General features: G+C 44.0%; 15 protein-coding genes. 6 read left to right on the top strand and 9 right to left on the bottom strand.

Features of this window, described 5'->3' with window-relative positions; genetic code table 11:
- Window positions 1-30 precede the first annotated feature (30 nt).
- The 4 genes from ubiG (at window position 31) to yfaE (ending at window position 4,981) form a co-directional block, all read left to right on the top strand.
- Window positions 31-738: a bifunctional 2-polyprenyl-6-hydroxyphenol methylase/3-demethylubiquinol 3-O-methyltransferase UbiG gene (gene ubiG, locus CCZ37_RS06010; protein WP_010318362.1), complete on the top strand. Its 708-nt coding sequence runs from the start codon at window positions 31-33 to the stop codon at window positions 736-738.
- A 480-nt stretch (window positions 739-1,218) separates the two neighbouring features.
- On the top strand, window positions 1,219-3,501 hold the full coding sequence (gene nrdA, locus CCZ37_RS06005; RefSeq protein ID WP_094500019.1) for a class 1a ribonucleoside-diphosphate reductase subunit alpha: 2,283 nt from the start codon (window positions 1,219-1,221) through the stop codon (window positions 3,499-3,501).
- A 68-nt stretch (window positions 3,502-3,569) separates the two neighbouring features.
- Window positions 3,570-4,703 carry a class Ia ribonucleoside-diphosphate reductase subunit beta gene (nrdB, locus tag CCZ37_RS06000; protein ID WP_010318364.1) on the top strand — a complete coding sequence of 378 codons (1,134 nt, stop codon included), beginning with the start codon at window positions 3,570-3,572 and terminating at the stop codon, window positions 4,701-4,703.
- Window positions 4,703-4,981, top strand: a complete 279-nt coding sequence (yfaE, locus tag CCZ37_RS05995) for a class I ribonucleotide reductase maintenance protein YfaE (protein ID WP_010318365.1) — start codon at window positions 4,703-4,705, stop codon at window positions 4,979-4,981. The genes nrdB and yfaE overlap by 1 nt, the downstream gene beginning before the upstream one ends.
- A 68-nt stretch (window positions 4,982-5,049) precedes the next feature.
- On the opposite strand, the gene CCZ37_RS05990 is transcribed toward yfaE, so the two are convergent.
- Together CCZ37_RS05990 and CCZ37_RS05985 are read right to left on the bottom strand one after the other, a co-directional pair.
- Window positions 5,050-5,304, bottom strand: coding sequence for a hypothetical protein (locus CCZ37_RS05990; protein ID WP_010318366.1), 255 nt, complete (start codon window positions 5,302-5,304; stop codon window positions 5,050-5,052).
- 263 nt (window positions 5,305-5,567) lie between these two features.
- Window positions 5,568-6,806, bottom strand: coding sequence for a CinA family nicotinamide mononucleotide deamidase-related protein (locus tag CCZ37_RS05985; protein WP_094500018.1), 1,239 nt, complete (start codon window positions 6,804-6,806; stop codon window positions 5,568-5,570).
- 155 nt (window positions 6,807-6,961) lie between these two features.
- Here CCZ37_RS05985 and CCZ37_RS05980 point away from each other — a divergent pair, with 155 nt between their 5' ends.
- Together CCZ37_RS05980 and CCZ37_RS05975 are read left to right on the top strand one after the other, a co-directional pair.
- Window positions 6,962-7,900 carry a DUF3943 domain-containing protein gene (locus CCZ37_RS05980; RefSeq protein WP_244187289.1) on the top strand — a complete coding sequence of 313 codons (939 nt, stop codon included), beginning with the start codon at window positions 6,962-6,964 and terminating at the stop codon, window positions 7,898-7,900.
- 202 nt (window positions 7,901-8,102) lie between these two features.
- Window positions 8,103-8,615, top strand: a complete 513-nt coding sequence (locus CCZ37_RS05975) for a glycine cleavage system transcriptional repressor (RefSeq protein WP_010318369.1) — start codon at window positions 8,103-8,105, stop codon at window positions 8,613-8,615.
- A 55-nt stretch (window positions 8,616-8,670) separates the two neighbouring features.
- On the opposite strand, the gene nspC is transcribed toward CCZ37_RS05975, so the two are convergent.
- From nspC to CCZ37_RS05935, 7 genes are all read right to left on the bottom strand, one after another.
- The gene (gene nspC, locus CCZ37_RS05970; RefSeq protein ID WP_094500017.1) at window positions 8,671-9,804 is read right to left on the bottom strand and encodes a carboxynorspermidine decarboxylase; all 1,134 of its coding nucleotides are present in this window, start codon (window positions 9,802-9,804) and stop codon (window positions 8,671-8,673) included.
- 64 nt (window positions 9,805-9,868) lie between these two features.
- Window positions 9,869-11,113, bottom strand: coding sequence for a carboxynorspermidine synthase (locus CCZ37_RS05965; protein ID WP_017044304.1), 1,245 nt, complete (start codon window positions 11,111-11,113; stop codon window positions 9,869-9,871).
- A 16-nt stretch (window positions 11,114-11,129) separates the two neighbouring features.
- Complete coding sequence (locus CCZ37_RS05960) at window positions 11,130-14,018, bottom strand: pyridoxal phosphate-dependent class III aminotransferase (protein ID WP_094500016.1); 2,889 nt, start codon at window positions 14,016-14,018, stop codon at window positions 11,130-11,132.
- Window positions 14,019-14,563: 545 nt separating this feature from the next.
- On the bottom strand, window positions 14,564-15,709 hold the full coding sequence (gene nhaA / locus CCZ37_RS05950) for a Na+/H+ antiporter NhaA (RefSeq protein ID WP_010318373.1): 1,146 nt from the start codon (window positions 15,707-15,709) through the stop codon (window positions 14,564-14,566).
- Between the two features lie 275 nt (window positions 15,710-15,984).
- The gene (locus tag CCZ37_RS05945; protein ID WP_094500015.1) at window positions 15,985-17,127 is read right to left on the bottom strand and encodes a lipocalin-like domain-containing protein; all 1,143 of its coding nucleotides are present in this window, start codon (window positions 17,125-17,127) and stop codon (window positions 15,985-15,987) included.
- The gene (locus tag CCZ37_RS05940; protein ID WP_094500014.1) at window positions 17,128-19,581 is read right to left on the bottom strand and encodes an ABC transporter permease; all 2,454 of its coding nucleotides are present in this window, start codon (window positions 19,579-19,581) and stop codon (window positions 17,128-17,130) included.
- The gene (locus CCZ37_RS05935; protein WP_013857013.1) at window positions 19,562-20,233 is read right to left on the bottom strand and encodes an ABC transporter ATP-binding protein; all 672 of its coding nucleotides are present in this window, start codon (window positions 20,231-20,233) and stop codon (window positions 19,562-19,564) included. Before CCZ37_RS05935 ends, CCZ37_RS05940 begins: the two co-directional genes overlap by 20 nt.
- Window positions 20,234-20,334: the final 101 nt, after the last annotated feature.

Here is a 20,334-nt window from a genome sequence, read left to right as displayed (position 1 = left end):
GCCTATTTTGACAGCAAGAGCGAATCTAACATGACTAAAGCACAAAACGTTGATCTTAATGAAATTAAAAAGTTTGAAGAGATGGCGTCACGCTGGTGGGATCTGGATGGTGAATTTAAGCCACTTCATCAAATTAACCCGTTAAGATTGAACTATGTGTTGGCCAATGCCAACGGCCTATTTGGCAAGAAGGTGCTCGATGTCGGATGTGGTGGCGGAATTTTGGCCGAAAGCATGGCGCGAGAAGGTGCGCAAGTGACTGGCTTAGACATGGGCAAAGAACCGCTTGAAGTCGCTCGTTTACATGCTTTAGAAACCGGAACAAAGCTCACTTATATTCAAAGTACGATTGAAGATCACGCCGCTGACAACCCGCATACATATGATGTTGTCACTTGCATGGAAATGCTTGAGCATGTTCCAGACCCATTGTCCGTTGTTCAAGCCTGCTCTGCGTTGGTCAAACCTGGCGGTCATGTTTTCTTTTCTACGCTCAATCGTAATTTTAAGTCTTACCTGTTTGCCATCGTGGGCGCAGAGAAGTTGCTACGCATTGTTCCTGAAGGCACACATGATCATGAAAAATTCATCCGCCCCTCGGAACTGATTAAGATGATCGATAAAACAAACCTGCAAGAGCAAGGAATAACAGGCCTACTTTATAACCCGTTAACCGATACTTACCGTTTAGGGCGTAATGTTGATGTCAATTATATCGTTCATACTCAGCTTTTTTAAAGTCAGTGGTCATCCAATATGCCATTATCGATAACGTATTGCTCACGTTAAAAATTAAGCCAAATAGCTCATTTTTTCTCGGTATCTAGGCTGTTTTTTGTGCGCTAGATTCCATTTTAACCACATCGAAAATCGCTCCCTTTTTTCCTCAAAGATCAAGAAGTTTTTTTTTGATTGTGGTTACATCTAAACCAAACTCAAAACGGTAATTTTCTACAATCAAATCGGCTCTTTGATCATCAGTAAGTGGATACTAACTGTTTTTTTTGTTTTTGCTAGTTATCCACAAGCTGTCCCAGATCTGTAACTTGAAATGAGCTCCAGATAGCACTATCTTGTAACTCGCAAAGCAAAGAACCCCTATATGTTGTGTTTGCACTACAATATATGGATAGACTCAGATCACAAAGCCGCGATGAGATTTACAACAATTCTACAAAAATACGGCCTTAATCAGTTTTGTTAGGGAAATGAAGCAGAATGAACCAAAAACTTACTGTCACCAAGCGTGATGGACGCAAAGAAACGATTGATCTTGAAAAGATCCACCGTGTAATTACATGGGCTGCGGAAGGCCTATACAACGTCTCTGTATCGCAAGTCGAACTGAAGGCTCACATTCAGTTTTACGATGGTATTACGACCTCTGACATTCATGAGACTATCATCAAATCCGCTGCCGATTTGATTTCAGAAGAGACGCCAGATTACCAATATCTCGCGGCTCGTCTTTCGGTGTTCCATTTGCGTAAAAAAGCCTACGGACAATACGAACCACCAACGTTGTACAACCATGTCTCTCGTTTGGTTGAAATGGGCAAATACGATAAGCACCTTATCGAAGATTATACTCGCGCAGAATTTGAAGAACTCGACACTTATATCGATCACGCACGTGACCTTAATTTTTCTTACGCCGCGGTAAAACAGCTTGAAGGTAAGTACTTCGTGCAAAACCGTGTGACGAAGCAAATCTATGAGAGTGCTCAGTTCCTCTACATTTTGGTCGCCGCTTGCTTATTCGCGAAATATCCAAAAGAAAACCGTCTCGATTACATTAAGCGTTTTTACGATGCAACATCAATGTTCAAAATCTCGCTGCCAACGCCAATCATGTCGGGCGTGCGCACGCCTACCCGTCAATTTAGCTCATGTGTGTTGATTGAATGTGGTGACAGCTTAGATTCAATCAATGCCACAGCAAGCTCTATCGTGCGTTATGTATCACAACGTGCGGGTATTGGCATTAACGCGGGCCGCATTCGTGCATTAGGCTCGGAAATTCGTGGTGGTGAGGCATTCCACACGGGTTGTATTCCTTTTTATAAATATTTCCAAACCGCAGTGAAGTGCTGTTCTCAGGGTGGTGTTCGTGGTGGCGCAGCCACTGTCTTCTACCCTTTGTGGCACGGTGAAGTGCAGTCGCTACTGGTATTGAAAAATAACCGCGGCGTTGAAGAAAACCGTGTTCGTCATATGGACTATGGTGTTCAGCTCAATAAGTTGATGTATTCTCGCTTAGTTCAAGGCGGTAATATCACCCTATTCTCCCCTTCTGATGTGCCTGGATTGTATGACGCATTCTTCGAAAACCAAGACGAATTCGAACGTTTGTATGTTCAATATGAGAATGACACTTCGATTAAAAAAGAGACGGTGAAAGCGGTAGAACTGTTCTCCCTGTTGATGCAAGAGCGAGCTTCCACTGGCCGTATCTACATCCAGAACGTTGACCACTGCAATACGCACAGCCCGTTTGATGCGTCTGTAGCGCCTGTTCGCCAATCCAATCTCTGTTTGGAGATCGCACTGCCGACGAAACCGCTGTCTAACGTTGAAGATAATGAAGGTGAGATTGCGCTATGTACGCTTTCGGCATTCAACTTAGGTTCAATTCAATCACTGGATGATTTCGAAGAGTTATCTGATCTTGTGGTTCGTGCGCTAGATGCACTGTTGGATTACCAAGATTACCCACTGCCTGCCGCTTATAAGTCAACCATGAATCGCCGTACCTTGGGTGTGGGCGTGATTAACTACGCTTACTATCTGGCGAAAAATGGCGTGAAATATTCGGACGGTAGCGCAAATGGTCTGACACATCGCACTTTTGAAGCAATGCAATATTACTTGTTGAAGGCTTCCGTCGCGTTAGCCAAAGAGCAAGGCAAATGTCCGCTATTCCATGAAACAAACTATGCTAAGGGCTTGCTACCTATCGACACCTATAAAAAAGATGTCGACCAAATTTGCGAGGAACCTTTGCATTATGATTGGGATGCGCTACGCGCAGAGATCATGGAATTTGGCTTACGCAATTCAACGTTAACGGCGCTAATGCCTTCAGAAACCTCTTCACAAATTTCCAATGCCACCAACGGTATTGAGCCTCCTCGCGGTTATGTTTCAGTAAAAGCCTCAAAAGATGGCATCTTGAAACAAGTTGTACCGGATTTCATTAATTTGAAAGAGAGCTATGAGTTATTGTGGAATATCGGTTCTAACAACGGTTATCTGCACCTGGTCGGTATCATGCAAAAATTTGTTGACCAAGCGATTTCTGCGAATACCAACTATGACCCAAGCACTTACGAAAGTGGTAAAGTGCCGATGAAACAATTGTTACAAGATCTACTGACGGCGTATAAATTTGGTGTGAAAACCTTGTACTATCACAACACTCGTGATGGCGCAAAAGATGATCAAAAAGACGCAGTACAGGCACAAGATGATGATTGTGCGGGCGGCGGTTGTAAGATCTAACTCTATTTCACTCAACGTATTCAATAATGCTCCCCACGCAGGGGAGCTTAAAAGGGATTGAGGCATTTATGGCTTACAGTACTTTTTCTCAAAAAAAGAATGATCAACTCAAAGAACCGATGTTTCTTGGCCAATCGGTCAACGTAGCTCGTTACGACCAGCAAAAATTTGAAATTTTTGAAAAACTGATAGAAAAACAGCTCTCGTTCTTCTGGCGTCCAGAAGAAGTCGACGTATCGAGTGATCGCATTGATTACAACAAGCTTCCAGATCATGAAAAGCACATTTTCATCTCGAACTTAAAATATCAAACGCTACTGGATTCAATCCAAGGTCGCAGCCCTAACGTGGCACTGCTACCGCTGGTTTCGCTTCCTGAAGTGGAAACATGGATTGAAACCTGGTCATTTTCAGAAACGATCCACTCACGCTCATACACTCATATTATTCGTAATATTGTGAATGATCCGGGTATTGTGTTTGATGACATCGTCGAAAATGAACACATATTGAAACGCGCAAAAGACATCGCGCACTATTACGATGATCTGATCCAACTGTCTAATGACTACCACCGTTTTGGTGAAGGAACACATCAGATTAATGGTGAGAGCGTCAAAATTAGCTTGGGTGACCTGAAACGCAAACTTTATCTTTGCTTGATGTCAGTCAATGCGTTGGAAGCGATTCGTTTCTATGTCAGCTTCGCCTGCTCATTTGCCTTTGCAGAGCGCGAATTGATGGAAGGTAACGCCAAAATCATCAAGTTGATTGCACGTGATGAAGCTTTGCACCTGACTGGTACACAGCATATGATCAACTTGCTGCGTAATGGACAAGACGATTTCGCTTTCTTACAAATCGCTGAAGAGTGCAAGCAAGAGTGTTTTGATTTGTTTAAAGCGGCTGCTGAACAAGAAAAAGAGTGGGCTGAATATCTGTTTAAAGATGGTTCGATGATTGGTTTAAACAAAGACATTCTGTGCCAATACGTTGAATACATCACCAACGTTCGTATGCAAGCGGTTGGTTTAGATATCGCCTACCCCGGCGCGACATCAAACCCAATTCCTTGGATTAATGCTTGGCTATCTTCAGACAACGTGCAAGTTGCACCTCAAGAAGCAGAGATCAGCTCCTACCTTGTAGGCCAAATCGATAATGAAGTTCGTGCCAATGACTTCGAGGACTTTGAGCTGTAATGGCGACCATTAAAATCAACAAAGTTACAACCATAGAATCAAACTCTTCCAATACTTTATTGGAAAGTATGGAGAGTGCGGGGCTAGAGCCTGAGTATAACTGTCGCGATGGACACTGCGGTGCCTGTCGCTGCACGCTCGTTAAAGGTGACGTTGAATATGTTGGTTTTGCAATGGCTTACACCGAGCGTAATGAAATATTACCTTGTATTTGTAAAGCCAAAAGCCATGTTGAACTTGCTGGTGTTAATTATCGACCCAAAGCAAGGCGAGCCTAACCTCAACCAGCCAATTGTGCACTGATTAACTCATCACACATTGGCGCGTTAAAAAGATAAAGCCAGAGCTATGCTCTGGCTTTATACATTCCCAGAAGAATGCCATCAGCAGTACCCATTGATACAGATTTGTTAGCGATTTCTCTGCCACCCCCATCAAACAATGAAAGTCTATATCCTTGATAGCTGGGCGTCTCTAAGTCTGATGGTGCGTTGAGCCACAAAGAAACAACATCACTCATTTCATTACTCAATGCCTCACCTAAGATCACTTTTTGACTTGCAACTTTATACCAAACTAAAATTTTCGATTGGTTAAACATGTCAGCCTCCTGCTGAATTTCATCGATCGGACTGACAGTGTACAGCGAAAAGTTGTGCGAAAAAGGTCCAATCTTGAGACAATTTTATCTGTTGCGTGAAATCATCAGCTTAGTCTTTAGACGAAATAATCATAAGCTAAGCACCTCACCGAACCTACGGAATAAGCCAAAGAATCATGCAGTTACCACCCGACACGGTTCTAATATAAAACACTTATCTATCAACAATCTAGACTTAAAAAAACACTAACACATTGAGTTAATTAGCCAATAACGCTCGCAGGTAAAAACATCTCTTTGACTGAGATCAATGCCTCATACTGAGCAAAAACAGGCTTATTCGATAAATAACGACGTAACATGTCAGCCGCGATTGTCCCCATCAGCTCCCTCTGCTCATTGGCGCTGTAGCGTCGCTTGAGTTTAAGAATCTGCCCCCACTCTCCCTGCGGAGCCGATAACGCTAGACTAAATTGATCATCATTTAATACGCCAGTCACAAGTGATAACGAAGTGGAACACTTTTCCTTGGTCGCGCCAGCAAGCGCTAATGAGGCCGCGAGTGGATCTTGATCGCCTAAACCCGATTCAACATGGCGGCTCAAAATCCAGCAGTGACCGCTCAACGCTTCCACTTGCTCGTTGCTTAACAACCAACTGGCGAGCCAACCTTTGGTCGCTTGTTCTGCAATAGAGATCGACAATCCTTTGTCCTGCATTAAATGACCGATATGTGTGAGCATAGGTTCATCGACACTCACCACATGTTGCTCCAAATGCTGGTAGATGATCTGTAGTAGTTTCACACGGCGTTCTAAATCACTTTTCGGACCAAACAATTTCACCTCAATAAAAGGCAGATAAGAGCGATAACCCAGCATATACCCTTCCGGTAAGACTAATTTATCCAACTTATCTGAAATGGCCGATTCCGATGAACCCAGAGTGAATAAACGACTGCATTCTAATCCCATTTGTTGTGGGTATGTTGCTAGCAAGTCGGGTAAAATCTGTTCAGAGACCATCAACTTAAACTCTTTGGGTACTCCGGGGGTGAAATAACAAACACAATCATTAATCTGAACTTTAAAACCGCAAGCCGTCCCTATTGGGTTATCAATGATGTCAGAAAACTCCGGTAACATCGCTTGTTTAAGGTTACTTTCTGGCATCACAACGCCACGTTGCGCAAAAAATTCGTCCAATTTTTGCTTCCACAGCACAGACAAAACTAACTTTTGGTCCGCCGCTTGAGCCGCTGCCGCCGCACTTAAATCATCAGATGTGGGTCCTAATCCTCCGTTTACGATCAGGACATCGTTATTGAAACTGAGCATCAATAGCTCTTCGACTAAAGCTTGTAAGCTATCACCTACCGTCGAGCGTTTAACTAATGAAAAGCCGCGCTGGAAAAATTCACTGGAGAGCCAAGCAGCATTGGTATCAACAATATCGCCATGGAGCACTTCTTCGCCCGTGCTTAGCATCGCTATTTTCAACATGTCAGGTGTCCTTTTATGCACGCATAAACGTGAGCTATCAATCAATAAGGCAGATAATAAAGTGCAATATATAACGCTTTGAACGTTATTTTTCTCATAAGTTTCTCTATTTATACAATTTGCTGTTTTCATCCCCGCAGCTTTGATAGATAATTGTGATTCTGATCATCAAAAAACACACTTTGGAGCCCTCCGTGTCAAAGAAAAGCATCATTGCCTTGATGTTATCGTTTTCAGCTTGCAACAACGCTGCTGCCTACGATTTCAACCAACACATCGAGTTTTCCTATACGGTCGACTGCCATAAAAACGCTTGCTTTAATGACAATTCGAATACTTATCAATCGAACTCCCCATTTTTAACAAGCTTAGCAGAATCGCAACCGCTAAACCTTGAAGAACCGGCACTACCTAAATATCTTACCGTACAAGATACAAAAGACTGGGATTATCTAAAAGGCCAAACCTATACCATATTGGGATTGAGCGTAGCTACTGTTGGCTTAATGACATTTTTACCGTCATCGATTACCAAATGGGATGAAGAGGATCGCAGCTTAAGTGGCATAGGCAGCAAGTGGAAAGATAACGTATCATCTGGCCCCTCTTGGGATAGAGATGAGCATTATCTCAATTATATTATGCATCCCTACTTCGGTGGCGTTTATTATACCGCAGCAAGACATGCTGGTTTTAATGAGTTTGAATCTTTTCTTTACTCTGGTGTTATGTCGACTTTCTTTTGGGAGTATGGCGTAGAATCGTTTGCTGAAATACCCTCATGGCAAGACTTGTTTGTTACGCCCTTTTTCGGTGCAGTCGTCGGTGAGCTGATGTTTGAAGCGGAACAAGATATTGTTACCACGGGTGGTGAAGTGTTGGGTTCATCGACTCTGGGTGATGTCACACTTTTCTTCCTCAACCCTGTTGGACATATCCATGGCTGGGTAACCAATGCTTGGGGAGGCGATGCCGAAGTGGAATTTAATGGTACACCTTGGTTTGGCAACCAAGATGCCGCAAAGTTTGCTTTGGACTCAGGCGCTAGCTACGATTCGCAATTTTATGGCCTTAACCTCAAAGTCAGTTTCTAAGAAACAGGGCTAAACACAAGGCCAGTGTCTAAAGCCAAGGCTATTTTTGTGGCCCAAGTATGAATACTGACAAGCAAGAGACTGCGTAAATGTAAAAAATTGACTCTCATCAAGTCTTATCTAAGATAGGCCTCTACACTGAAGTGAAAGGAATTCAAGATCAACGATTTATCTTTCGTTAGCTTGCTATGTGAGGCCTATTATGAACAGTACTTTTATCGTCAATTTCGTCGGCAGTGCAACGCCAGCCACAATTAAACATCTTGCCGCTATCACTCATGAAAATGGTGGTAAATGGTTAATAAGTAAAGTGAACTTTATTGAGAACCAAGTAGCTGCCGTCATTAAAATAGAGTTACCGACCTCAAATGCCGTTATCGTTCAACAAGCGTTTAGAGAGCAACCCGGTCTGCTGGTGCAAATTGTTGATTCAGACGTACATCAACACGAAAAAGAAACGATTTACCAACTGCGGATTGATGCAAACGACCGTGCAGGTATCGTCAACGAAATCACCCACCTTCTTGATAATCAAGGTATCAATATTTTAGATATGGATTGCCAACGAGTTTTTATTGCGGGTGGTGGAGGTGTCAGCTCAAGCTTATTTACCGCTAGCCTCGCCATTAAACTCCCTGCGGCGATACAAATTGAAGACGTAGCCGATGAGCTTGAAGCGCTCAGTGAAGATACGCGCGTGATATTAGAAGTGTAACCTCGTTTATGGCCAAAGAAACAGGCCTCACCATGATCGGTGAGGCCTATTGCTATTAGTTTACCGACCATTGAGATAATGAGCGTTTAAAGTCTTCATAGCCAAATTCATTCAGTTTTTGAAGCTCTCCTGTACTGCGTTGACAGTACACAGACGGCATTTTAAGGCCATTAAACCAATTCAATTTCACCATGGTATAGCCCGCACTATCCATGATATGCAACCGCTGACCAATCGATAATGGCTGTTCAAATGAAGCCACACAAAATTGATCACCCGCTAAGCAAGAACACGAGCCAATAACATACTCATGTTCACCGTTCGCACTCGCTTCTAAGATAGCCGCAGGCTCTTTGTAAATCAGTGTGTCTAAACGATGCGCTTCAGTTGCCGAATCAACAATCGCTGTTTTCATGCCATTTTCAACGATATCGACAACTGTCACCACTAAATCAGCCGTTTTCGTGATGATCGCCTCACCCGGTTCAAGATAAAGCTGAACCTGATGCTTTTCTGAAAAGGCCTTAAGCGCTAATGCTAATTTTTCTAGCGGATAACCAGGCCAAGTAAAGAAGACACCACCGCCTAGGCTGACCCAATCTAACTTATCCAGATATTGGCCAAAACGCTCAGAGATCGAATCTAATAACGCAATGAACGCATCAGCATCTTTGTTCTCACAATTCATATGGAACATCACGCCATTGATGGTATCGAACACTGAGTTATCAATATGGTCTGTTTGAACACCTAAACGAGAAAACTGACGTGCAGGATTGGCAAGATCTTGCCCAGCGTAACTCACGCCAGGGTTTAAACGTAAACCCAATGACGCCTTGCCTTCAACTAAATGACGGTAAGCGGCCAACTGGGATTGCGAATTAAAAATCATTTTGTCGCAAATATCGGCCACTTCTTTAACATCAGCTTCACTGTAGCCAACACTATAGGCGTGTGTTTCACCACCAAACGTTTCGTAACCTAATTTTACTTCAAATGGGCCGCTGCTGGTGGTGCCATCTAAGTAAGGTTTGATGATGTCAAACACTCCCCAAGTAGAGAAACATTTTAAAGCTAAGACGAGTTTGACGCCCGACATCTCTTTGAGCTGCTTCGCGATTTCTAGGTTCGCGATCAACTGTGATTCATTAATCATAAAATAGGGCGTTTGGAGTTCGCTTTTTTGCATCTATTTATCACTCTCAAATTGAAGAAAGCCGACACATCTGCATCGGCTTAACTATCGAAAACTCTTATTTTAGAATTTTAATCTCTGGTTGCCCGATATCGAGCTCTTGAACATGCCAATCCAAACCTAATTTCGGCATCGTTTCTAAAAACAGATCAGGGTCAAGCTGCTCTAAGTTAAACACACCCGCTTGTGCCCAATGCCCTTGGAAATACTGCAATGCCGCAGTAATGGCAGGAACGCCCGTGGTGTAAGCGATGGCTTGGTGCTCTACATCATGGTATGCCACTTCATGGTCTGCATTATTGTAGATAAAGACACTGCGCTGTTTACCATCCTTCCAACCTTGAACCCAAGTACCAATACAAGTCAGGCCTTTGTAACCAGGAGCCAAAGAGGTTGGGTCTGGCAGCATCGCTTTAAGCACTTGAAGTGGTTGAACCACAGTACCATCTTGCAGCGTCAATGGGTTTGGACTCAATAAACCAATATCACGCATGCAATTGAAATAGTTGAGATAACGATCGCCAAAACCCATCCAAAATTCAATACGTTTGGCCGGAATAAACTCTTTCATCGAACGCACTTCATCGTGCGACATGGAGTACACCTTGTGCTGGCCGCACTGAGGAAAATCAAATTCTAGCATTCGTGAATGGCAAGGAACACGCTGCCACTGCCCTTCTTCCCAATAGAAAGAGTCACCTTGAATCTCTAACATATTGGTTTCTGGATCAAAGTTAGTCGCAAATTTTTTGCCGTGATCGCCTGCATTAATGTCCATCACATCAATACTGTCGATTTCGTCAAAGAGGTGCTTCACCGCATACGCGGCAAACACGCTAACCACGCCCGGATCAAAACCAGCACCGAGAATAGCGGTAATGCCTGCTTGCTTAAATTTTTCACGAAATGCCCATTGAGGATCATACGCTTCAGGCACTTGTTGACCTTCAGAGCAAAGGTCAACAGCAACCGATGTATCTAGATAGGAAACCTTGGCTTGATAACATGCTTCCATGATTGGCACGTTTACCCAAGGAGGGCCAGCGTTGATCACAAGATCAGGCTGGACTTCTTTAATTAATGCAACTAACGAGGCTACGTCATCCGCCTTGACGGTGCGTGCCTCAAGTTTTTTAGTTGGATCTTTAAGGTTATTTTTTCCTTTGATCGATTCAATGATCTTCTCGCACTTTTCAAGAGTACGAGAAGCAAGAACAATATCACCGAGTATGTCGTTGTTTTGGGCCGCCTTATGTGCGACAACCCAGCCAACGCCTCCCGCGCCAATTTGTAAAATAGACATGGTTGTTTGTATTCCTTTATGCCTTGGCTAGCTCAGAGGCTAGTACTTCAATCTTATTAAGTAATGCTTTGAAATCTGACAATTGTAAGCATGGGTTTAAAATGGTGAATTTAAGCGCTGTTTTGCCATCCACAATCGTCTCGCCCAACACCGCGACACCACGTGTCAATGCTTCTAAACGCAGCACTTTGTTCAACTCATCAAAATCTACCGCTTGTTTATTCACTGAACGGAATAACACGGTGGAGAGCGCAGGCTCAGCCAAGAGTTCAAAAGCATCGTGATGCTGAACTAAATCTGCCACTTGCAGTGTTTGTTCTAGCAGATGATCGTACATCTCACCCAAAGCCTTAGGGCCTACGTTTTGCATTGTCATAAACACTTTCAATGCATCAAAACGCTTGGTCGTAGAAATAGATTTATCCACCAAATTTGGCAGTTCATCATGTTCACGGTTAAGGTAATCCGCATGATGCAGTAGATACTTGAAGTGACTTTTATCTTTGAGCAACACCGCGCCACAGCTGATCGTTTGGAAGAACAATTTATGGAAGTCGACGCTGACAGAATGCGCACGCTCAACACCTTGCAAACGTGCTTTATGGCTACTTAGAACCAATGCGCCGCCGTATGCTCCATCCACATGCATCCATAGATCATGCTGTTGCGCTACATCCGCGATCGTCGACAGATCATCAATCGCGCCGTGATCCGTTGTGCCTGCTGTTCCAACAATAGCAAAAGGAATAAGACCTTCCGCTTTCGCTTGTGCAACAACCGCTTCCAGTTTGGTGACATCCATTGTGCCGTTTGGATTCGCATCAACCGCCAAAATGGCTTTCTCGCCCAACCCCATCCAAGAGGCCGATTTTTGCACGGTGAAATGCGATTTTTTCGAGCACACTATACGCAGCTTATCGGCATACTCAGGTAGGCCCAGCTTTTGAATAGAGTGACCACTCAATTTATCGGCAATCCAGTCACGAGCTAACATTAAACCCATTTGGTTACTTTGCGTGCCACCACTGGTGAAAATACCATCCGACTGAGCGCCGAGTTCGTATTTCTCACACATCCAATCAATCACTTTCTGTTCAACATAGGTAGCAGAAGACGATTGATCCCATGAGTCCATGGACTGGTTTAATGCACCAATCATCGCTTCAGCCACTACTGATGGCATCAAGGGTGGCGTGTGCAGGTGAGCAATACAATCTGGGTGTTGAACGATAATGGAATTTTTGGCTACCAGATCTGCCATTTCAGAGATCACATCCTTCAATGGCGCATTTTTGTTATCCAAATCTACCGCGTAAATCGCTTCTTCAAGCTGCTTTGGATCCAAACCTGAATAAGGCGCTTTGGCTTGTTCAAAGACAGCTTTCATCGCAGAAGTGGCATGGTTCATCACAGCGGCAAATTCATTGCTACCCATTTCACCGGTTTGGATAAAATGCTTCTTCCACGCTTGGTTTTCTGGCTCTGGATCTTTCTCGCCGCCACCTGCAGCTAAAATCGCCGCTTCAAGAGTGCGCAGGGCAAAATCAATCTGCTCGAATGAGATGATAATCGGTGGTAAGAAACGAATAACGGATCCTTCACGGCCACCTTTTTCAACCATCAACCCACGCTCAAGTGCTGCGCGTTGGATAGCGAGTGTTAATTGGCCATCGGCCATTGGCTCGCCAAATTTATTCATTTCTCCGTTTGGTTTACGAATTTCAAGGCCGAGCATCAAACCTTTACCACGAACTTCAGCAATACAATTCACGCGGCGTTGAATCGCTTCAAGACCTTGGCGTAGGTACTGACCCGCGACATTAGCGTGCTCAACAAGGTTATCACGTAAAATAATTTCTAACGCTTTCGCACCAGAAACCATGGCCAATTGGTTACCACGGAACGTGCCTGTGTGCTCACCCGGTTTCCAAGTATCGATCTCTTTCTTGAACACAAGAATAGACATTGGTAGACCACCACCAATGGCTTTAGATAAGCAAAGAATATCAGGACAAATGCCAGACTCTTCAAATGCAAAGCGGTAACCCGATTTACCTACACCACATTGAATTTCATCGAAAACTAATAAAATACCGTGTTCATCGCAGATACGGCGTAGCTCACGCAGCCAGAATGCTGGGGCGGGAATGACGCCACCTTCACCTTGAACAGGTTCAACAATAATGGCCGCCGGTTTCATGATGCCTGCTTCGTCATCGTTCAGCAGACGTTCGATGTAGCGAATGCTCGCTTTGGCACCTTCATCGCCCCCTAAACCAAACGGACAGCGCAAGTTGTATGGGAATGGCATAAAATGCACATCCGACATTAATCCTGTGCGACGAGCTTTGGTATTCAGGTTGCCCATCATGCCCATCGTACCGTTGGTCATACCGTGGTAAGCACCGCGAAACGCAAACATGGTGTTACGACCCGTTGTCTGCTTCACCAGCTTGATAGCCGCTTCAACGGCATCCGCACCAGAAGGCCCACAAAATTGAATCGCGGAATTTTTTGCAAACTCTTCAGGCAAAAATGCTTTTACTTGCTTGATGAATTTGTCTTTAGCGTGCGTTGTCATATCCAATGTCTGATATGGCAGACCTGAATCTAACTGCTCTTTCAGTGCTTGGTTGATCTCTGGATGGTTATACCCAAGCGCCAACGTTCCCGCGCCCGCTAAGCAGTCGAGGAAAATTTGTCCGCGCGTATCTTCTACTAACGCACCATAAGCTTGCTTGATGGCAATCGGTAGACGACGTGGGTATGAACGAACTTCAGATTCATGCTCAATTTGATCGAGTAGAATTTGGTCCGGTGTGAGATCATAAATACCTTCAACAACAGGTACCTGAGATGAAAAAATGTTTGCGATAGTGTTATCGACTTCAAAGGCTGTGCTCATTTCCCTTCCCCTTGAATGTGAAAATTTCCGCCTATTTCCTTGGTTTGGTTTGAATATAAGGAAATATGACATAGCAATAAGCTCCGTATTAGCCAAAAGGCAAAAACGGAAATTGGTTCATCGTCTTCGATGAAAGATTACTAAATCAGAGAATCAAGGTTCGGTGATAGAACTGTCTTCAAGCACAGGGCATAGAGGAAGTACAAAGCTGATTAACGTCAGTGTGTTAAGTGATGATGAGTTCAATGTTGGGTTTCCCATTCACATGCAGCTCCCGCTGCAAGAGTATCCCGTCTATCAACAAAAGGACTTGCTGATACCTACCCTACGTAATGTCACAATCAGCCTGAATGGTCATTACGCGTGTCCCCCAGAAGCTACTGTCCGAGATTGGTGCGAAAAATATCAAAAAATAATTACGCTGGCAATAATTTTCAATAAATCGATAAAAACTTAAGTTTGCTATTGATTAATAATATTGATAAATCAAATAGTTAGTTTGTAAAATGAATCAGCCCTCACATGTCCGAGGGCTGATTATATTCTTATGCGTTTTTTGGCAAAGATAAACGGAGCAATGTATAACCGACAATCGCAGCAGTGGTTGAGCCCATTAATATACCGAGCCGTGCAAACGTATCAAATTCAGCATTGGTTGGTCCAAAAGCTAAAGACGATATAAAAATCGACATTGTAAAACCAATACCACATAGCACTGACACGGCAAAGATATGCTTGAAATTGATCCCTTCAGGCAATTTAGCGACACCGAGTTTCACCGCAGCCCAACTGAAGGTAAAAATACCCAATGGCTTACCAATAAATAAGCCAAGAGCCACACCTAAAGGCAACATTGACGTGAGGCTAGATACGGAGATCCCTTCCAATGAAATCCCGGCATTGGCAAATGCGAACAGTGGCAGAATACCAAAAGCGACGTACGGGTGTAATGCATGCTCTAGATGCTTTAGCGGAGAATATTCGCCTTTATCACCTTTCAGCGGAATAGCAAAACCAATCACTACACCAGCCAAGGTTGCATGAACACCAGATTTAAGTACGGCAAACCATAAAATTGCACCGACAATTAAATACAGGCTGATTTTAGTAACATGCTTGTTGTTTAGTACAAAAAGCACACCAGTCGTTAAGAACCCGACGGTTAACGCAATGGTCGAAAGATCACCGCTATAAAATAGCGCAATAATGACCACAACCCCTAAGTCATCAATAATCGCGAGCGCCAGTAAGAACACTTTTAAGCTGACCGGAACACGTTTACCTAATAGCGCCATAATACCTAGCGCAAACGCAATATCAGTGGCCGCTGGGATCGCCCAACCTTGAATCGCTTGTGCATCACCAGCCGTAAACAGCACGTAAATTAATGCCGGAGCAAGCATACCGCCGACGGCAGCAATAGCTGGGAAAATAGCCGTTTCTTTGGATTTAAGAGCACCTTCCAACAATTCACGTTTGACTTCTAAGCCAATCAACAAAAAGAATACGGCCATTAAGCCATCATTGATCCAATGCGACACTGACATTCCAAACACGTAGGAATGTAAAAAAGATTGGTACACATCATTTAACGGTGAGTTAGCAATCATCATTGCAATTGCAGCAGCAATAACCAGCAAAATACCACCTGCTGATTCCATCTTGAAAAAGTCGCGAATCACATCACTCATGATGTCGTCCTTATAATTATGTATGCTGATAAATACTTAATAAATTAATGTGGTAGAGCCTATACATTATATAGCAGAAGTGAAAATCGCTTGTTCAGATGTTAATTGTCGGGATTCCCGAACAAACTATAACAATATAACGTATATTCCTTACATTTGGTCGTTTTTTATGCTGTTGATTAACTTTCATCGCATTACAATTTTATAACAAAAAAAAAGCAGAGCACAAAAATGTAAAATGCTAAGCTTAATTGAATATTGAAATCCATCAGTACTTATGTTCCGTCCCCAGTGATTTGCATAAACCCTGTCACCTTGTGGCTACCATCTGTAATGATTGGGCCTTCCCAATAAGGGATCAGAAAGGATGACCACAGATCGCGATTCACCGCTGTCGTCACCAGATGAATATTATATTTAGGGATGTTTACCACCCATTGCAACGGGATCTCACGTCTATTCTCCGACGCGACAGGAACCAAATCAATCTCATCAGCAGATAGTGCGATCGTGGTGCCCGAATCTTGCACAATTGCTCCAAACAAATAGGGCTCTTGCTGAAAATAACGATAACGATTAACCAATAAGGTTGTTTTGCTATCGAGTTTAACGAACAGCTTATCCCATCCCTGTTTAGCGTTAGGTAGTAGATTATTACCCCACTCCTTGCTCAGCCATGCATTACCTGTGACTTGAATGGGTTGAGAGTTAACGCCTAAGTTGAGCACACCTTTGACCTGCAAAAAAGGTGCTTGGAGACTATATGAGGCTAAAGAGAGTGAATCATGCTTTTTTTGGTATCCCTGCTGACCAGGCAATAAAAATGGCCCAGAGAGGTTATTTTTCAATGAGAGTGAAAACGTGTCCGTCGCGACATTCAACGCCCCAGGAAGTGGTGTCGTCCCCGGTGCGCGCCAGTTCCAATTATCAATCCACATTTTAAACGGCTTTAACTCTAAGCCGGCTTGACCAATTCCGCCCCGCGCAATCCGCTGTTCACGCCAGACTTCGTTGTTTGAAGAGATCACCACATAAGCAAGATAAAGCTGAGGGCTAAGCCATCCATTGGCATCTCGAGCTTCATTAGCGAGACGAAAATAACTCCACTGGATCCCATATTGCTGTCCATGTTCATCACTAACATTCGCAAAGTAATGCCACCACTCATGTTCAAAACCTTGATGGAAATTGAAATCTTGAGGAAGTCTTACCGGGCGATTAGGGAGCACGGACTCGAACGTATGCTCCTTCGATATTAATGATGTACCAATTTGCTTAGAGGCACGCTTAGCAGCGGTTTCAGAAACGGCATGCTCTGAAACCGTTTGCTGCGTCTGCCAATACTGGTGCCACGAATAGAGACCGAACAATACAGCAATCAACAAAGAGCAAAAAAGTACGAGGTATCGTTTCATCATTTATAACGCGTCTCTAAATGAGCTAATCGGTGGCCTTCTGACCAAACGAATAACCGGGATTGCACCTGCGCACATCAAGGTCACCATCGCCCACGCGGCGGTTTTCAAATACTCCCCTGGGATCAACTGCAATTGGATTGACCAACCAAAGGATTGTTTAATCACGATATCCACCACGAGGCGAGCAAGTGCAAGCCCTAACGGCATCGCAATCACAAGCGCTATCGCCCCAAACACACACAACTGCAAGCTGCCAATCACCACCAGCTCTTTACCAGATACGCCCAAACAACGCAGTAGCGAAACGTGTCGCTGGCGAGAAACCTCTCCGGCTAACGTAGCAAAGAAAATACCACACACGGCAATCAACAAAGTAATACGTCCGAGCGTATCGGCGATGGAAAAGGTTCGGTCAAATACTCGCATCGCTTGATTGTGGATGTGGTTGTTATCAAATACTCGTTCATCACCAAGCCTAAATACCGACTCTAAGCGATTTTTCAAGCCTTGATCATTCACACCATCACGCAAAATGACCCCTAGCGCCACATTCCCTTTCCCTGCAAATGCAAATAGCCAATTTTGATGTGACAATAAAACTTGATGGTAAGGGTTACCATAATCGTAATAAACCCCCGCGACTTGCCACTTTTGACCTAAAGGCTCAGAAAGGTCGATAAAATCACCAGGCTTAATGCCTAATTTAAGCGCCATCGATTCACTGATCATCAAACTCTTTGAATGGTGTAAATCATACCAATAGTTAGGAACAGCAAGTTTAACCGTCAACGAGTCTAACTCACCATCGGAGATACCCGTGCTGACTACTTGCAATGCACCTTTGTCGGTGACGAAATCTTTTTCCCAACGCCACCAAACATCACTGACATCAGGTTGCGCTTTCAACCAACTGCTCATTCTTGATGCAGAGCTATTAGTAGGATAAACATATATGTCCGCGGCCAAACGTTGATTTAACCATTTTTCAGTAGTATCGCGAAAGCTACCAACCATGGTTTCAATGCCAATATTCGCCGCCATAGCAATCATAAATGCCATCGTTGCGACACCGCGATAGCTCATACTGGCAGCTGCATCGGCAAAGAACCACCGCGCTTTTACCCAAGCGAGTGAGTAGGAAAAACTGTTGAACAGCGTCCAAATAAGATAAGGCGTAAACAGCGCAACACTGAGTAACATCAACGCAATAATTGCAAAACCAGAAAGTTGCGTTTGTGGAACTTGATACACGGCAATCGCCGCGACAGTCAATGCGCAAGCAACAAGAGCTTGCAGGCGAAATTCTGTGCCAGCAAATCGAAGCAAAGAGAGACGAGCCGAAAGACGAATAGGTTGCGATTTTAGCAATCGGACGAGGGGCCAAGCACACGCCGCAAATGCACCAATCAACGCCATGGCTAAGCTGTAACTACTCCACTGCCAATTCCAGCTAATCGATAAACCAACATTAGCATCATACAAGTCACCCAAGCTGGCTGAAACCGCTGGAATAAGTTGATTGGCCAATAATAACCCCAATCCGTTACCGCATATCCAGCTAAGCAGGACCATGCCAAACAACTCAATCACCAATGCTTGGGTAAGCTGCCAGCCAGAAACGCCCGCTTGGCGTAATAACCCAACCAAAGGTTGGCGCTGGATTAAAGATAAAGACATGGCTTGGTAGAATATGAATAACCCGACCAAAAATGCCAACATACCCATGGCATTGAGGTTGAGATGAAAAGCACGCGTGAGTGATTCCAGCTCAGTGCGAGAACTACGGACTAGCGTCAAACCATTAGGCAAATTATCTTTTAGTCTTTTCAGTTTCTCTGGCGGCATATCGCCACAAGCAATAACAGATAAGCCCGAATTTTTCTTGAGCATTCGCACCAAGGATAGATCCGCAATAACGCGCGTACCGTTGATCAGATCTTGTTGATCGATCTGAATAGGACCTAACTTTGATTCATCATCAAGTACTATAAAATCACCCGTTTGCCAACCTTGGAGACGGGCGAGGTCGACACTCACCAAAATAGGATACGGCGGATTCATCAATGATAATGTCGAAAATTCTGACAACGCTAGACCACTATCAATTGGTAACATGGCGATAGGGTCAAGCCCAATCAATGAAATATCCGCGCCATTTTTTGTCGTCAAGCGATAGTTTTCAAAAGGAGCACACTGCGAAAATCCATCACGGCGCAACTGAATATAGAAACCTTGGGGGATTTTATTGGCAATATGCTTGGAGCGAATACGATAAGGTAATGGATTAGAAAACAGCTTTTCGCCATGTTCATAACTTTGACGAGCATGCTGGTTGATGGCCGTCACTCCCACCAACAATGAAACGCCAAGCGTTAAACCCAGCCATACTAGAATGATTTGTAAAGGATAACGCCGATAATGACCAAGTAGCGCCTTAACTACGGGCCATGACATGCAGCAACCCTCCTTGTAAACGTACGCGACCATCCATATGCTGCGCGACTTTTTCACTGTGGGTCACCAATAATAACGTGCAATCTAACTGGCGAGTTAAGGTCGTCAACAAACGCATCACCGCCTCGGCATTACGTTCATCAAGGCTACCGGTTGGTTCATCTGCTAATAAAATCTTAGGCTCCATATACAAGGAGCGCGCGATCGCAGCACGCTGCTGCTGCCCACCAGAAACCTCTTCAGGGTATCGGCCTAGCAATGGCATTAAATCAAGCGAAGAAAGAATTTGACGCAGTAAACCTTGGTCTTCCGGCATTCCTTTCAACTGACGACAAAAGCGAATATTATCCGCGAGATTGAGGGTGGGAAGAAGATTAAACTGCTGAAAGATATGACCAATGTTATTTCGGCGATAAGCGGTACGCTTATTTTCTGACGTGTCATGCATGGCAAAACTTGGAAACCAAATTTCGCCAGAATCGACAATATCTAATCCGGCAATGAGGTTGAGTAATGTACTCTTACCCGAACCACTTTCACCCATCAATGCGATTTGGTCACCTCGATTTAATGTTAACTCTGCCCCCTGTAGCACGGGATGAAATTCATCACCATCTAGATAGCCTTTACACAGGTTGGTCAGCTGTAACATCAAATCGCTCGCAATTGACTAAAATTGGATTGTGAATCTACACTAATTCTCCTGCAGTAGAAAGCATTTTGGATACCGGATCACATTATGTGCATCAAATT

The sequence above is a fragment of the Vibrio qinghaiensis genome (genome assembly GCF_002257545.1).
Classification (GTDB): Bacteria; Pseudomonadota; Gammaproteobacteria; order Enterobacterales; family Vibrionaceae; genus Vibrio; species Vibrio ordalii.
This window is presented reverse-complemented; position numbering and strand designations above follow the sequence as displayed.

Coding starts and splice junctions, on each gene's coding strand:
- ubiG (WP_010318362.1), top strand. CDS start 31: ATGACTAAAGCACAAAACGTTGATCTTAATGAAATTAAAAAGTTTGAA.
- nrdA (WP_094500019.1), top strand. CDS start 1,219: ATGAACCAAAAACTTACTGTCACCAAGCGTGATGGACGCAAAGAAACG.
- nrdB (WP_010318364.1), top strand. CDS start 3,570: ATGGCTTACAGTACTTTTTCTCAAAAAAAGAATGATCAACTCAAAGAA.
- yfaE (WP_010318365.1), top strand. CDS start 4,703: ATGGCGACCATTAAAATCAACAAAGTTACAACCATAGAATCAAACTCT.
- CCZ37_RS05990 (WP_010318366.1), bottom strand. CDS start 5,304: ATGTTTAACCAATCGAAAATTTTAGTTTGGTATAAAGTTGCAAGTCAA.
- CCZ37_RS05985 (WP_094500018.1), bottom strand. CDS start 6,806: ATGTTGAAAATAGCGATGCTAAGCACGGGCGAAGAAGTGCTCCATGGC.
- CCZ37_RS05975 (WP_010318369.1), top strand. CDS start 8,103: ATGAACAGTACTTTTATCGTCAATTTCGTCGGCAGTGCAACGCCAGCC.
- nspC (WP_094500017.1), bottom strand. CDS start 9,804: ATGCAAAAAAGCGAACTCCAAACGCCCTATTTTATGATTAATGAATCA.
- CCZ37_RS05965 (WP_017044304.1), bottom strand. CDS start 11,113: ATGTCTATTTTACAAATTGGCGCGGGAGGCGTTGGCTGGGTTGTCGCA.
- CCZ37_RS05960 (WP_094500016.1), bottom strand. CDS start 14,018: ATGAGCACAGCCTTTGAAGTCGATAACACTATCGCAAACATTTTTTCA.
- nhaA (WP_010318373.1), bottom strand. CDS start 15,709: ATGAGTGATGTGATTCGCGACTTTTTCAAGATGGAATCAGCAGGTGGT.
- CCZ37_RS05945 (WP_094500015.1), bottom strand. CDS start 17,127: ATGATGAAACGATACCTCGTACTTTTTTGCTCTTTGTTGATTGCTGTA.
- CCZ37_RS05940 (WP_094500014.1), bottom strand. CDS start 19,581: ATGTCATGGCCCGTAGTTAAGGCGCTACTTGGTCATTATCGGCGTTAT.
- CCZ37_RS05935 (WP_013857013.1), bottom strand. CDS start 20,233: ATGTTACAGCTGACCAACCTGTGTAAAGGCTATCTAGATGGTGATGAA.